At 36.2% G+C, this 13957-nt stretch carries 15 protein-coding genes and 1 pseudogene; 12 read left to right on the top strand and 4 right to left on the bottom strand.

The features are described from left to right. Positions 1 to 35 precede the first annotated feature (35 nt). Positions 36 to 497 carry a chemotaxis protein CheX gene (locus G8O30_RS06590; RefSeq protein WP_239674180.1) on the bottom strand — a complete coding sequence of 154 codons (462 nt, stop codon included), beginning with the start codon at positions 495 to 497 and terminating at the stop codon, positions 36 to 38. Between the two features lie 171 nt (positions 498 to 668). Between G8O30_RS06590 and G8O30_RS06585 the strand changes: the two genes are divergently transcribed. From G8O30_RS06585 to G8O30_RS06560, 6 genes are all read left to right on the top strand, one after another. Beyond that, positions 669 to 1751 carry a type III polyketide synthase gene (locus G8O30_RS06585; protein WP_239674179.1) on the top strand — a complete coding sequence of 361 codons (1083 nt, stop codon included), beginning with the start codon at positions 669 to 671 and terminating at the stop codon, positions 1749 to 1751. Further along, a complete protein-coding gene (locus G8O30_RS06580) occupies positions 1748 to 2317 on the top strand; it encodes an isoprenylcysteine carboxyl methyltransferase family protein (RefSeq protein ID WP_239674178.1) in 570 nt (189 codons plus the stop codon). The genes G8O30_RS06585 and G8O30_RS06580 overlap by 4 nt, the downstream gene beginning before the upstream one ends. A 161-nt stretch (positions 2318 to 2478) precedes the next feature. After that, positions 2479 to 5970, top strand: a complete 3492-nt coding sequence (locus G8O30_RS06575; RefSeq protein WP_239674177.1) for a dynamin family protein — start codon at positions 2479 to 2481, stop codon at positions 5968 to 5970. An 8-nt stretch (positions 5971 to 5978) separates the two neighbouring features. Next, positions 5979 to 6857 carry a 5'-3' exonuclease gene (locus G8O30_RS06570; RefSeq protein ID WP_239674176.1) on the top strand — a complete coding sequence of 293 codons (879 nt, stop codon included), beginning with the start codon at positions 5979 to 5981 and terminating at the stop codon, positions 6855 to 6857. Between the two features lie 58 nt (positions 6858 to 6915). Continuing rightward, positions 6916 to 7374, top strand: a complete 459-nt coding sequence (locus G8O30_RS06565; protein WP_239674175.1) for a divergent PAP2 family protein — start codon at positions 6916 to 6918, stop codon at positions 7372 to 7374. A 13-nt stretch (positions 7375 to 7387) separates the two neighbouring features. Then, entirely contained in the window at positions 7388 to 7657 is a 270-nt protein-coding gene (locus tag G8O30_RS06560) for a DUF6123 family protein (RefSeq protein ID WP_239674174.1), read from the top strand. Between the two features lie 69 nt (positions 7658 to 7726). On the opposite strand, the pseudogene G8O30_RS06555 reads toward G8O30_RS06560, so the two are convergent. Continuing rightward, positions 7727 to 8109 (bottom strand): annotated as a pseudogene (locus tag G8O30_RS06555) (reverse transcriptase-like protein). Between the two features lie 42 nt (positions 8110 to 8151). Beyond that, positions 8152 to 8823, bottom strand: coding sequence for a queuosine precursor transporter (locus G8O30_RS06550; protein ID WP_239674173.1), 672 nt, complete (start codon positions 8821 to 8823; stop codon positions 8152 to 8154). A gap of 104 nt (positions 8824 to 8927) precedes the next feature. Between G8O30_RS06550 and G8O30_RS06545 the strand changes: the two genes are divergently transcribed. Together G8O30_RS06545 and G8O30_RS06540 are read left to right on the top strand one after the other, a co-directional pair. Then, entirely contained in the window at positions 8928 to 9605 is a 678-nt protein-coding gene (locus G8O30_RS06545) for a reverse transcriptase-like protein (protein WP_239674172.1), read from the top strand. Next, positions 9605 to 9781, top strand: coding sequence for a zinc-finger domain-containing protein (locus G8O30_RS06540; RefSeq protein WP_239674171.1), 177 nt, complete (start codon positions 9605 to 9607; stop codon positions 9779 to 9781). Before G8O30_RS06545 ends, G8O30_RS06540 begins: the two co-directional genes overlap by 1 nt. A gap of 83 nt (positions 9782 to 9864) precedes the next feature. Here G8O30_RS06540 and cspD read toward each other — a convergent pair whose 3' ends face one another. Further along, positions 9865 to 10065, bottom strand: coding sequence for a cold-shock protein CspD (cspD, locus tag G8O30_RS06535; RefSeq protein ID WP_239674170.1), 201 nt, complete (start codon positions 10063 to 10065; stop codon positions 9865 to 9867). 305 nt (positions 10066 to 10370) lie between these two features. Between cspD and G8O30_RS06530 the strand changes: the two genes are divergently transcribed. The 4 genes from G8O30_RS06530 (at position 10371) to G8O30_RS06515 (ending at position 13935) form a co-directional block, all read left to right on the top strand. After that, on the top strand, positions 10371 to 11303 hold the full coding sequence (locus G8O30_RS06530) for a metal ABC transporter solute-binding protein, Zn/Mn family (protein WP_239674169.1): 933 nt from the start codon (positions 10371 to 10373) through the stop codon (positions 11301 to 11303). 66 nt (positions 11304 to 11369) lie between these two features. Continuing rightward, positions 11370 to 12119 (top strand): metal ABC transporter ATP-binding protein, encoded by a 750-nt coding sequence (locus tag G8O30_RS06525; protein WP_239674168.1) that lies wholly within the window; start codon positions 11370 to 11372, stop codon positions 12117 to 12119. A gap of 6 nt (positions 12120 to 12125) precedes the next feature. Continuing rightward, on the top strand, positions 12126 to 13058 hold the full coding sequence (locus tag G8O30_RS06520; protein WP_239674167.1) for a metal ABC transporter permease: 933 nt from the start codon (positions 12126 to 12128) through the stop codon (positions 13056 to 13058). Next, entirely contained in the window at positions 13048 to 13935 is an 888-nt protein-coding gene (locus G8O30_RS06515; protein WP_239674166.1) for a metal ABC transporter permease, read from the top strand. Before G8O30_RS06520 ends, G8O30_RS06515 begins: the two co-directional genes overlap by 11 nt. Positions 13936 to 13957: the final 22 nt, after the last annotated feature.

The raw sequence follows: 13957 nt of genomic DNA, 5'->3' as shown, positions 1-13957 counted from the left end.
GTTGGGTCACATTTTGTGCCAGCTCTTTTTTTGCATCATTTTAAGTCCATATCAATCATTAAGACGATTTTTAATTCACCTAAACCAGTTAACTCTACTGGTAATCTAACAGCTTTATCAAAACCATACACCTTAGACTGTCCTACTAGAACGGTTGGAGGAGTTATATCCATCACTAAACCTTTGGCAGAAAGATTAGTAGCTAGATTACCAGCTAGCATATTACCTAATTCCCCTGAGAAAGACTCTAACATTTCTCCTTCTATAGGCATGCCGAACATTGCTTGTCCAATAGATGAAAACATTTCTGGCTTTCCATCAATTAAAACTCTTCCTCTAATGTCTCCGGTCATTCCAATTAACACACCAATTCCATCATGTGGATAAGGTTCTGTAATTAACGCCAATTTTCCGATTTTCGTTTCCGACGCAACTAACGTGTTAATAGATTCAATAGTTCCGTTTACGATTTCCGTTATGGTTTTATTTAGAGTCATTGTCGAATCCTCCAACATTTTGTCTACTTTTAGAATACCATACTTTTTTCCTGTATTGGATAAAATTTTTTGATAATTTGGGCCTTCTGCCTTATTGTGAGTGTTTCTTCACATAAAAGTAGCTGCTGTAGGTAAACCTAATCAGTAACTCAGTTGATAGGAGCGGAAAATATGGGCTTTATCCAAGCGGTAGGTATTGCAGAATTGCCATATAAGATTTCACAAGAAGAATCAAAGAAATTTGCGAAAGAATTATTTTCTGACTCATTTGATGATATCGAAAGACTACTATCTGTATTTCAAAACGGCGAAATAAAGTCTAGAGCTATTTCTATGCCAATGGAATGGTATGGAGAAGATCATAGCTTATCTGAAAAAAACGATTTGTATATCAAAAAATCTGTGGAATTTTTAAAGAAATCGATAGAAAAATGCTTCCAAAAAGCAGAAGTTTGCGGTGTAAACGTTGACTTGACGGATATTGATGCAATCTTCATGATTTCTACTACTGGTTTTGCAACACCATCGCTAGATGCACATATAATGAATGAATTGCCTTTTTCTCCTACTACAAAGAGGATACCTATTTGGGGCCTTGGCTGTGCTGGAGGAGCTGCTGGTTTAGCGAGGGCGAGAGAGTACTGTTTAGCTTTTCCAGAAGCTGCAGTATTAGTTTGCTCAGTAGAATTGTGTAGTTTAACTTTTATGAAAAATGACACCTCCAAAAGTAACTTCATTGGTTCCTCTTTATTCTCAGATGGAGCAGCGACAGTATTAATGACAGGTAGGGAGAACAAAAAGCGTACCAAAAACCCAGTTCCTTTTGTATTGGAATCACAATCTAACCTAATGCCTAATTCTATGGATGTCATGGGCTGGAAGATAGGAGATGAGGGCCTCCATGTTATTTTCTCTAGAGATATCCCTTCCATTATTAAGAAGTGGTTAAGACCTAACATAGAAGAACTGTTACATAAAAAGCAATGGAACTTTTCTGAAATTGATACCCTTATCGCACATCCGGGAGGTAAAAAAGTCATGGATGCATATCGTGAATCATTAGATGTAGAAGAGTCCCTGTTGCACTCTTCACAAAAAATACTATCAAATTATGGAAATATGTCATCTTGTACGATTTTATATGTGTTGGAGGATATTATGGAACAAAAGTATGGGGAAGGAACGAAAGGAATTGCAGCAGCATTAGGACCAGGCTTTTCTTCTGAATTAAGTTTAGTGGAGTGGTGCAAATGATCTGGGCAATAGTTTTTTTAGTAGTAATTATTATTCAAAGGCTTGTAGAAGTAGCGATTGCTAAAAGTAATGAAAAGTGGATGAAGAGTCAGGGAGCTAGAGAATTCGGCCAATCGCATTACCGCTTAATGGTGTTAATGCACACAGCCTTCTTTGTTTGTTTAATCACGGAAGGTTTATGGTTGGAACCAACTATGAGTTCTCTATGGCCAATTTGGATAAGTTTATTCATCCTTACACAAATGGCACGTATTTGGGTCCTTACATCTTTAGGTAAATATTGGAATACCAAAATCATTGTACTTCCTAATGCAAAAGTAGTGTCTAAAGGCCCTTATCGGTTTGTAAGACATCCAAACTATGTCATAGTAACGATGGAATTAATCATTATACCTTTAGCTTTTAATGCTTTTGTCACTCTATTTCTATTCGCTATTTTGAATCAAATTATTTTAACGATTCGTATCCAAGAAGAAGAAAAAGCGTTAATGGCAATAACGAATTATGAAGAAGAAATGAAATCAAAATTTAAAGGTGTATTACTACCTCCAGATGTAGAAAGATGATCATTAACGCATATTGATTACATTTACCAAACGGATGCATTTTGGAAGAAATGCATTCGTTTTCATATTTGCGCTAACCTTCGAAAATCATCATTAACAATAAGGAAAGCATAAGGTAAAATGTAGGGAGATGTCGATAAGTAAAAAGGGGACGTATTAGGATGGTTGTAAAACAACAAACTTCACAAACAATAGAAGTTACTATTAAATCTTTTTATCAAAATGGGGACACTACTCGAGTTCAAAGGGCTTTTGAGTTAAAGGATAAATTTTTCAGTAATGAAAAGTATATAGCATTTTGCGGTCATTTCTCAGCAGGGAAATCCACCGTTTTAAACAAAATATTAGACGGAAACTGGCTACCTTCAAGTCCGATTCCAACTAGCGCTAATATCGTTTTACTGAGGAATCAAGACGTCGAAAAGTTAACTTTTATAAATAGGGATTCTGAGAGATATGAGCTTCCTTCTTCTTCGTTTTTGTCTATCTCAGAATTAGCAAAAGACGGAGAGGAAATCGTTCAAATGGAGATTTCTTCTCCTAATATCGCTATTCCAAAAGGGGTAGTGGTTTTAGATACGCCAGGGGTAGACTCTACGGACGCAGCTCATCAAGAGTTAACAGAAGGAAGTTTACACCTTGTAGACCACATTGTGTATGTGACGGATTATAATCATGTTTTATCTGAAGTAAATCATCAGTTCCTTGATTCGATCCAACAATTAGGTATTCCGGTTACGTTTGTGGTCAATCAAATGGATAAACATGTAGAAGAAGAGATTTCTTTTAATGAATTTGCATTTGGTGTCAAAGAGATGGTTCAAGCGTATGGGGTGAGAGAAGATTCTGTTTACTTTATTTCTGCAAAAAATCAAGAAGATTTTCAGGCGGAATGGCAAGTTTTCGAGAAGCACCTTAAGGGGTTGTACAAAGAACTACATGCTCAAAATTCTGCGGAACTAAGGTCTATTAAACAGTTAAGAGATCAACATGAAGAATGGTTAAACGTTGAAAAAATGCAACTAATAGAAGAACGAAATAACTATACAGAAGAAAGTAGCTTATCTGATGCGGAAAAAGCATTACTTGAGAATCATCGTAAAGTAAGTGAACGAATGGAGCAATTTGAAAAGGATTCTGTAAATGAGTGGATAAAGGGTGTTAAGGACATAAACCTTATGCCATTTTCGATACGAGAGAACATTAGAAGCTTACTAGAAACATATACTACGGGTTTCAAAATAGGTTTCTTTTCTACCAAGAAAAAAGTAAAGCATGAACAAGATAGTAGGTTAGTAGAATGTCATCATTTGTTGAATGAAGAAACTCAGAAAAAACTAGAGTGGCATGTAAAAAACAAGTTAGAGTCAATTTTTGATGTATTCCCAGAAACGAAAGAAAGTTTTCGTCTTAAGATAGATCAAGTAGATTTCCGTATCTCCATACAAGAACTTGAATCGTTTTGTAAAGAACAAGCAGACGTAACTGGAGAATTTTTATTACAAGTGACGTCGCAAATAGAAGAATTAATTAAAAGTAAGGTTAGGTTATTCATCCGGGAATTTTGGGTTGCATGGCAAGAAAATCATCTATTAGTAAATCAAGCAGATCTTAAGTTTGTGAATGAAAAGCAAAAAAAGTATGAGAGTAAAGTAGAAGAGTTTAATTCCAAAATAACTATGTTAGAGTGTAAACTTGATGATCACAAAAAAAATAAAGAAGTCGTATTAGATGTTATAGTAGAAGATCCTAGAAATCCGATTAGTATGGTAGCACAACATAACACTCCTTCAAAAATGATTGGAGAAGAAAATGTACTTACAAGTTTTGAGCTAAATGATAAAGAAAATTTCGAAAAAGTTACAGGAATAGAAAAGTTCCTCCAAGTAGCAGAACAATATCCTTATTTAGATGGTATAACAAATAAAATAAAAGATGTATTACAGGAAAAACAAAAGAAGCAACTGAAAATTGTGCTATTTGGAGCTTTTAGTGCTGGGAAATCTTCTTTAGCTAATGCGTTACTAGGAGAATGGTTCTTGCCTTCTTCTCCAAACCCAATGACAGCGACTATTACTTCAATAGCTCCACCAACTAATGAATTTAAGCACAACACAGGGGTTGTTAAGTGGAAGACCGAACAAGACTTAGTAAATGAATTGAACAGTCGTTTGTCTAGAAATATGTCAACGTTAGAAGAATGGATCAATAACGACTTAAATCAGTCTTCTTTTTCAGATGATGACCAAAAGTTTTTAGAGCAATTCCAATCATCTATCACTTTTGTACGCGATAAATTAGGGCAACAATTAGCAACAACTGTCAAAGAGTGTCATAGCTGGATTGCGCAAGAAGAAAAATCGATGTTTGTAAAAGAAGTAACTCTCTACATTCAAAGTTTCTTATCAGACCTAGGTGTTACCTTGATTGATACACCGGGTGCAGATAGTATTCATGCTAGACACACCAATGTTGCCTTTAATTATATGAAAGAAGCGGATATCATCCTATATGTAACCTACTATCACCATGCTTTTGCTAAGGCAGACCGGGCCTTTTTGGCACAGTTAGGTAGGGTGAAAAGTGCCTTTGAACATGACAAGATGTTCTTTTTGGTCAATGCCATTGACCTAGCTGAATCAGAAGAAGAAAAAGAACAAGTTATTTCATACGTCAGAAAAGAATTAGCGACTCTAGGAATTCAAAATCCTAGATTATACGGTGTGTCCAGCTTAAAAGGCTTAAGAGACCCAATGAGTAAAGATTCAGGAATACCCGGAGTAAAGGGAATATTGACTGATTTCATTCAAAATGATTTAGCTAGTGTATATGAACGAGCGCTCGTTAGTTTAGTTAGAGAAGCAGAAAGACTGACCTTAATAGAGCAGGAATGGAGTAATAAAAGTAAGGAAGAGAAACAGAACGCATTTATAGAACGTGAGAGCAACATGCAAGAAACAGTAAATATGTTAAATGAAATGGAAGTTTCTTATGGAGCAAGTGTCAAGAGAGAACTTCATGAACTACTTCATTATGTTCATCAAAGAATTTCTCTTGCAATGAATGACTATTTTAAAGAGTCTTTTAATCCTGCTGCATTAAAGGTGAGAGATAAGGCGTTACTTCAAGAAGCTTTAGAAGAATGGATTACTAGTATTAGCTTCCTTTTAGAAGAAGAAATTAGAGCAACAATTCTTCGTGTGGAAAAACAGATTAAGCGAAGTGATCAACAAGTAAAAGATCAGATGAAAATGGAATTACACTCAACAATCCCTTGGTACACCTATACTTGGAATGGCAAGAAGGAGTGGGAGTCTCCAGAGGTTTTCGCAGATTCTTCCTGGTGGAATAAACAAGAACTCCAACCAGCATTACGTCATTTTCGTTCCGCACAGTCTTTTTTTGTTAAAGGAGAAAAAGAAAAGATGTTGGACGAACTTCAAACTATTGGCTCGAAACAAGTTAGGAATCAACTTGAATGGTGGGAAAATCAGCTCTACAACTGGTATAGTAGACAATGGGAAACATCCCATCAAGAATGGATAGACGTATTGAAAATAGATATAAATGATCAATTCATGGTATCGAAACAAGATCAGAAGACAATATCTTATACACAGCTTTTAGAAGTGATAAAAAAGATGGCAACGTAGGAGGGTTTATGAGAAACAAGTATTTATTAGTAGATGGTATGGCATTATTATTTCGTTCTTTTTATGCAACAAGTTTAACTGGACAATTTATGATTAATCAACATGGTGTTCCAACGAATGCTGTACAAGGTTTTTTAAAACATTTATGGCATGCTATGGATGAGGTAACGCCAACACATACAATTATCTGTTGGGACATGGGAAGTACAACATTTAGAACGGAAGAGTACGCAGCTTATAAAGCAAATCGATCAGCTCCTCCTGTGGAAATGGAACCACAGTTTGGCTTAGTGAGAGAGATAACAGATGAATTAGGATTTCATTCTGTTGGTGTTGTAAACTATGAAGCAGATGATTGTATTGGAACCATTATGAAGCAATTAAAAGACGAAAATGTTGTAGTTTTGTCAGGAGATAAAGATTTATTACAACTGCTCGATGTGAACCATGAAGTATGGTTATTGCAAAAGGGATATGGAAATTACGCTAAATGGACTGTAGATTCTTTTAAAGATGAATATGGAATTAACCCAAACCAATTAATTGACGTGAAAGGATTAATGGGTGACCCATCTGATGGGTATCCAGGAGTTAAAGGTGTTGGAGAAAAGACCGCACTAAAATGGATTCAACAATTTGGTTCTGTGGAAAGTCTACTAGAAAACATTTCCTCCTTAACAAAAACGCAACAAACTAAAATTAATACGCATTTAGATGATTTACACTTATCTAAAAAATTGGCTGCTATTCATTGCGAAGTACCACTATCTTTCCAACAATCTGATGGTAAAACGCCTGAATCTACTTCCATGAACTGGGAGTTCCTTGATCACCATGGAATGGGTGCTGTAAAAAGGTATCTGGTTACTAAATCGTTTATTGCATAAAGACTTTCACCTTATGTTTTCGTACTGTTTGGATACGATAACATAGAGGTGATGAAAAATGAATCGAGGTATTTTGACGGCGCTTGGAGCAATAACTTTAGCACAAGCAAGTAAAATTCCTATTCACTATGTAGCGTCTGAAGAATGGAAACCAGAATTATTTTTTCAAACTGGTGGTATGCCAAGTTCACATTCAGCTGGAGTATCAGCATTAACCACATATATTGGCTTAGAGAGAGGAGTCTCAACGTTTGACTTTGCACTAGCCTTTGTATTTGGAATTATCGTTATGTACGATGCTCAAGGTATTCGAAGACAAACGGGAGAGCTAACATTACGTGTTAATAATCTAGATGAATTGGTTCATAAAGTGGACCAGCACGAAGAAGTAGAATTTGAACAAAGACCACCAAAACTAAAAGAAATGTTGGGTCATAAACCAGAAGAAGTAATTGGGGGAGCATTACTTGGAAGTCTTTTAAGTTTTTGTGTATTTCATTTAACTAATGATAAGTAAGGGGCTTAGTTACATGACGTTGGATTATTATTTGCAACGACTGGTGGATAGAGGATTTTCCTTTAGAGAAGATGCTGTGGGGTTTATCTATTTCGGAAAACAATCCTCTAATTTACCTGAAGAAGTAATTATTGCGGCAATTGAGGCAACCATAAAGTCTCACTACTCTTTTGATAGCAGCTATTACTTATCTTTATTAGATTTATTTCAATCAATGGGTGTCCAAACAAGGATGCAAGCTATCCAAGTATTTGAACGAGAGACTAATTATAAAATTTCATAAAAGAGAGCTGTTCTTAAAGGTTATCCGAAGATAATCAAGAACAGCTCTTTCTGTATAATGGTCATATACTTATTTCAAATTGATTCCTTCTCTAGCTAATTGATCTGCAACACCATTTTCTTTACTAGGAATCCATTTGATAAAATATAGAGGAGATGAAGATAACTCTAACATAATCTCGTCAAGTATCTCTTTGTACTCTTTTTTGCAAAGCCTTTCTCAACGGCACTAACAACTGCTTGTGAGTCAGATCGGAAAGACACCATGGTATACTCTTGTTGTTTACAATAACGAATGGCGTATAAAAAAGCCTGATACTCTGCCATATGGTTATTCATTTCACCGATCGGTTGAGAGATCCTTTTATGAATGCCGTTACCTTTGATTAATATGCCAATACCACTGGGACCAGGATTACCAGCACTTGCACCATCGATGTATACTTCAATCATAGGTACCTCCAATTTGTACAGAGTAGATGAAAATGAAAACTTTTATTTTGGAAATCGCTTTGCTATATATCCAAACGGTGTATCTAAAATAGAAACTACCACTTTTAGCAAGTAAGTTGTAATAAATATTTGCACCCAAATATTCCATTCATAGACACCTAAGAAAGCAATAGACGTAAATAATAATGTGTCAAAGAACTGACTAATTAGGGTGGAACCATTATTTCGGATCCAGAATTGATTGTCTTTTGGGAATTTTTTTCGTAAAGCTTGGAAAATATACACATCAAGTAATTGACTTAATAAGTATGCGGCAAGTGATCCTAAAGCAATTCTTGGTAAGAAACCAAAAATAGTAGCAAGGGACTCCTGGGCAAAATCATCGGGATGTGGTTCGAACAATAAAACCATTTGCATAATAATAGTCATAACTAATAAGGTAAAGAAACCTAACCAAACCGCTTTACGTGCTTCTTCTTTACCATAGCGCTCGTTCAATATGTCTGTTACCAAAAACGCCGTTCCATACATGGCATTCCCTAAAGTCGCAGTTAAACCAAAAATTTCAACTGTCTTAATTACTTGTAGATTCGCAAGAATGGTAGAAGCACCAATCCAAACAAATAAACCGATCTTTCCGAAGAAACGATAAATTGCCAACACAAAAATAAAATTCACTAAAATAAAAATAAAACCAAACCACTCATTAAACAATATATACAACTCCTACAATAGTTTTGATTTCGCGGGATATTACGAACCGCGGTGATAAAATCAACTTGTCTATTATACTGCTCATTAAGGATGGTGACAATAACATGAAAGTAAGAATATCAGCTACTATAAAAGTACAAAATTTAGCGCCGATGCCTTTTTTCTCAGATTGGTGTGAATTAGAAGAGGCTGCTGCTGTCATTAAAAAGATAGAAGCAATGGGTGGGTGGCACTCTTTGCAAATTGAAGATGAATTAGAACAAACTTGGACACCAAAACAATTCAAAAAATGGTTATCAAAAGCCGACGATCTAATCCGTGATCTAGAGATGTATGTAGACGGTGGATATGAAGAAGGACAAAAACTTGCGGGAATTGGAGTTGTCCTTTATTTTAGAAAGGGTAGTCAATTAACCAGGATAAGGACTAATGTAGGATTAGAACAAATTCAAAACAATAATGAGGCAGAAGCTTATGCATTTTACAGAGGGGTTACCTTGTTAGAAGAAGAGGGGATTCAACATGTCCCTTTGACTCTTTACTCTGACTCACAAACCATCATTCAGCAACTAAATGGAGAATGGCCATCCTATGATGATTCCGTAAATAGATGGTTAGATGAAGTAGATATATTGCGGGAGAAGCTCAAAATAAAGGCTAAATTTGTTCATATTGAACGAAAGAAAAACAAAGAGGCGCATAACTTAGCAACGCAAGCGTTGAAAGGGATTGTAGTTCATGCGGAAAAAGAAGTACTGGAACAAAAGAAAGGGTTGTCATAATGAACAGGACTAGTGCAATAAAAGAAGTAGATTACCTTTTAGAAACATACTGCGAGGGCTGCCTTGTAAAGCAAGTGATGAAAAAAGATAGAGGTAGAAAAGGGGCACATCAATTTTGTATTTCATCTTGTACAGTTGGAGAGCAGTTAAAAAAATTAGGAGAAGAACTAAAATAACATACAAAAAAACCCGCTAGAGTAGAACTCTTGCGGGTCTTTCATGTAGCGGGGGAAATCCCCTCTATGATCGTATTAGTTAATTATAGTTTTGTAACGTTTTCAGCTTGAGGTCCACGGTTACCTTCAACGATCTCGAAAGAAACTGATTGACCTTCTTCTAGTGATTTGAAACCATCGCCTTGGATAGCTGTGAAGTGTACGAATACATCGTCTCCGCCTTCAACTTCGATGAATCCAAATCCTTTTTCGTTGTTGAACCATTTTACCTTACCGTTTTGCATGAAAAAATCCTCCTGTGTTGCAAGCCTACAACCTGCCAAAAAATTTATCAGAAAAGTTTCTTATGTAATAGGAAACGAATACCTGATATACGTATAATATCGCATATTTCTTGATAGGTCAAGGAACTCCTTGCCAAATCGTCAAAATATTTATTCTTGACGAATAAAATTTGTTGCATTTTCTATAGATTCGTTTTAAAGTTGCACTAAGGAAACTTTTATAAATCAATAAAAAATTAGTGACTAAAACAAAAACTTCTGAATACAGCTATAAAGACTGTATAAAGAAAATGGGGGACGCTAAAATGAAAAAATGGTTTAATCTTACTCTTTTGTTTCTGTCTTTAGGATTCTTTTTGATGGGGTGTTCGCAAGGGGAAGAAGCAGAAGGTGATTCAACTGACAAATTAAAGATAACAACCACTATTGGTCAAATTGCAGATGCTGCTAGCGTCATTGGTGGGGATAAAGTGGAAGTTACAAGTTTAATGGGGCCGGGTATTGACCCGCACTTGTACCAAGCAACGCAAAGTGACATTCAGAAGCTACAACAAGCAGACATTGTGTTTTACAACGGTCTTCACTTAGAAGGAAGAATGTTAGAGATTTTTGAAAATATTAATCAAACGAAACCGGCAGTTGCATTAGGTGAGAGGGTGGATGCTTCCGAATTATTAGAGGATGAAGCGGACACGAAGTATTCAGATCCACATGTGTGGTTTAATATCGATCTGTGGAAACAAGCGATCTCCGGAATTACCGAGACGTTATCAGAAGTTGATCAAGAAAATGCTGATTACTATAAAGAAAATCAAGATAACTACTTTAAAGAATTAGATGAACTTAATGAATATGCGAAGAATAAGATGCAAGAAATTCCAGAAGAGCAAAGAGTTTTAGTTACTGCACATGATGCATTCAATTACTTTGGAGCAGCTTTTGATTTAGAAGTAAAAGGCCTTCAAGGGCTAAGTACGGAATCTGAATTTGGTATTGGTGATATCCAAGCGATAGTTGACCTACTAGTAGAAAGACAGATAAAAGCAGTGTTTGTCGAAACTAGTGTGAGCGATGAAGCAATATCATCTGTTATGGAAGGTGCTAAAAAAGCTGGTTTAGATGTAAGTATTGGTGGAGAGATTTACTCTGATGCAATGGGAGAAGAGGGGACAGAAGAAGGTACGTATTTAGGTATGTACCGTCATAATGTCGACACCATTGTGGAGGCACTTAAATAAAATGATTTGTGTGAGCTGCCTACTAGTAGGCAGCTTTATCAACATCTAATAATAGGAGGAAGAAAAATGGCTGACGCACTTCAAGTTGATAACCTAACTGTATCATATGATAAGCAGCCGGTCCTAGAAGAGGTATCGTTAACTATCCCTGCAGGAGTTCTATGTGCAGTAGTAGGACCTAACGGAGCTGGTAAATCAACTTTTATACAAGCAGTTTTATCGTTAATTCCAAAATCATCTGGTGAAGTTTCCTTGTTTAATAAACCATATCGTGCAAAGGATCGTATTGTTGGGTATGTTCCACAAAGAGGGTCAGTTGATTGGGACTTTCCCACAAACGTTTTAGATGTTACGTTGATGGGGAGATACGGACACATTGGATGGTTTAAGCGCCCAGGAAAAAAAGATACATCTCTTGCAATGGAAGCTCTAAAGAAAGTAGGTATGGAGAAATATGCTGATAGACAAATTAGTCAGCTTTCAGGTGGCCAACAGCAACGAGTGTTTTTAGCAAGAGCTCTTGTTCAAGATGCAGAAGTATACTTCATGGATGAGCCATTTGTAGGGGTCGATGCTGCAACGGAAAAAGCTATTATTGCTCTACTAAGAGAGCTGAAAATGAGAGGGAAAACAGTAATTGTTGTTCACCACGACCTTCACACAGTCCCTGAGTATTTTGATTATACCGTATTATTAAATAAAAGAATTAAGGCAGTAGGAAAAACAGAGGATGTCTTCACGATAGATACACTTCAAGAAACGTATGGTGGCACATTAGCTTTTTTGCAAAAAAACTCCATGAGCACAAAGGGGTGATGAAAAATGGAAATATTACAGGTTCTCCTTAGCTCAAATGCACAATGGGTATTGTTTAGTACACTTTTGTTAGGTATTGCTAGTGGTGTTTTAGGTAGTTTTGCTTTATTAAAAAAACAAAGTTTATTAAGCGATGCAGTTGCTCACGCAGCTTTACCAGGAATTTGTTTGGCTTTCTTAATTGTGGGAGAGAAGCAAATGTTATGGTTAATTGTTGGAGCACTATGTACTGGTTTGTTAGCGACGTATTTAATTCAATTCATTACTTCTACAACAAAGCTTAAAAAAGATACAGCAATCTGTCTTGTGCTATCAAGCTTCTTCGGATTAGGTATTGTGTTATTGACAATGGTTACTAGGCAACCAAGCGGAAATAAAAGTGGTTTAGATCAATTTATTTTTGGTAAAGCAGCGGCAATGACATTGTCTGATGTAATGACTATGGGAATTATGGCGCTAACGTTGATTGTAGTAACCACACTTCTTTTTAAAGAATGGAAAATCACCACTTTTGATCCTGGATTTTCAAAAGGGATAGGTCTTCCTGTGAAAAGTTTAGAGTTTATCTTTTCCTCTTTTTTAGTGCTGACCGTAGTGGTAGGTATTCAGGCAGTGGGAGTAATTTTAATGGCAGCTATGTTAATGATTCCTTCTATGACTGCAAGATATTGGACGGACTCACTTGGTAAAATGGTTGTTATTTCTGGTGGGGTAGGGGCAGTATCTGCTACTAGCGGTACTGTACTATCAACATTAGGGCCTAGTATGCCAACAGGTCCTTTAATCGTGTTAACAGCAACTTCTCTATTTATTGTATCGTTTTTCTTCGCTCCCAAAAAGGGGATTGTCATGAAGAAAATAGCACTTCGACAGAAACAAAGAGTATACCAATCTTCCGTGGTAAATAAGCGGAAGGAGGCAATACATCATGATGTATGAATCGTGGATTATATTAACTGCTTGTTTAGTTGGCATGACATGTGGAGTTGTAGGGTGCTACCTAATTGTACGTAAAATGGCAATGATTGCAGATGCTATTAGTCATAGTGTTTTATTAGGTATTGTACTAGCGTTTTTAATAAGTCAAAGTTTAAATGGTACATGGATGTTACTTGGTGCGATGATAATAGGTTTAGTGACAACTGTAGCAATTCAATGGTTTATTCAAAATGGTGTTCCCGAAGATGCGGCTATTGGTATTGTGTTTACCACATTTTTCTCTATTGGAGTAATACTTGTTACCATTTTTGCAAAGGATGTACACTTAGATGTGAACCATGCTCTAATGGGAGAAATCTCTTTCATTCCATGGAATACCATTTCTTTCTTAGGATTCACTATCCCAAAAGCGACATTTATCCTTCTCTTAGTAGCGATTATTGTAGTAATCGTGGTAACAGGATTTTATAAAGAACTTAAAATAACATCATTTGATCCAAAGCTTGCTCTAGCGATTGGATTACCGGTTAGCTTTATTCATTATGTGTTAATGTCACTTGTTTCCGTAACTGCTGTTGCCTCCTTCGACGCTGTTGGAGCAATCCTGGTAGTATCTATGCTAATAACACCTGGAGCAAGTGCCTATCTAATGACAGAAAGATTTAGTAGAATGCTACTGCTAAGTATGGCTTATGGTGTGATGAGTGCTTTGGTTGGCTACTATGGTGCGTCCATATTAGACGTTTCTATCTCTGGTTCAATGGCTGTTGCAGGAGCATGTTTATTTATAGTAAGTTGGATATTCTCTCCAAAACAAGGACTATTAAGAAGGTTAATTAAGTGGAATCAATCATCGAAGTCATCCATTACTTCATAGAAATTGATTATTCGGTTGCATT

Source organism: Mangrovibacillus cuniculi (genome assembly GCF_015482585.1).
GTDB classification, from domain to species: Bacteria; Bacillota; Bacilli; order Bacillales; family R1DC41; genus Mangrovibacillus; species Mangrovibacillus cuniculi.
The sequence above is the reverse complement of the archived record's forward strand: the minus strand, read 5'-3'. Positions and strand labels throughout refer to the sequence as shown.

Coding starts and splice junctions, on each gene's coding strand:
- G8O30_RS06580 (WP_239674178.1), top strand. CDS start 1,748: ATGATCTGGGCAATAGTTTTTTTAGTAGTAATTATTATTCAAAGGCTT.
- G8O30_RS06530 (WP_239674169.1), top strand. CDS start 10,371: ATGAAAAAATGGTTTAATCTTACTCTTTTGTTTCTGTCTTTAGGATTC.
- G8O30_RS06545 (WP_239674172.1), top strand. CDS start 8,928: ATGAAAGTAAGAATATCAGCTACTATAAAAGTACAAAATTTAGCGCCG.
- G8O30_RS06560 (WP_239674174.1), top strand. CDS start 7,388: ATGACGTTGGATTATTATTTGCAACGACTGGTGGATAGAGGATTTTCC.
- G8O30_RS06515 (WP_239674166.1), top strand. CDS start 13,048: ATGATGTATGAATCGTGGATTATATTAACTGCTTGTTTAGTTGGCATG.
- G8O30_RS06590 (WP_239674180.1), bottom strand. CDS start 497: ATGACTCTAAATAAAACCATAACGGAAATCGTAAACGGAACTATTGAA.
- G8O30_RS06565 (WP_239674175.1), top strand. CDS start 6,916: ATGAATCGAGGTATTTTGACGGCGCTTGGAGCAATAACTTTAGCACAA.
- G8O30_RS06525 (WP_239674168.1), top strand. CDS start 11,370: ATGGCTGACGCACTTCAAGTTGATAACCTAACTGTATCATATGATAAG.
- G8O30_RS06570 (WP_239674176.1), top strand. CDS start 5,979: ATGAGAAACAAGTATTTATTAGTAGATGGTATGGCATTATTATTTCGT.
- cspD (WP_239674170.1), bottom strand. CDS start 10,065: ATGCAAAACGGTAAGGTAAAATGGTTCAACAACGAAAAAGGATTTGGA.
- G8O30_RS06520 (WP_239674167.1), top strand. CDS start 12,126: ATGGAAATATTACAGGTTCTCCTTAGCTCAAATGCACAATGGGTATTG.
- G8O30_RS06575 (WP_239674177.1), top strand. CDS start 2,479: ATGGTTGTAAAACAACAAACTTCACAAACAATAGAAGTTACTATTAAA.
- G8O30_RS06540 (WP_239674171.1), top strand. CDS start 9,605: ATGAACAGGACTAGTGCAATAAAAGAAGTAGATTACCTTTTAGAAACA.
- G8O30_RS06585 (WP_239674179.1), top strand. CDS start 669: ATGGGCTTTATCCAAGCGGTAGGTATTGCAGAATTGCCATATAAGATT.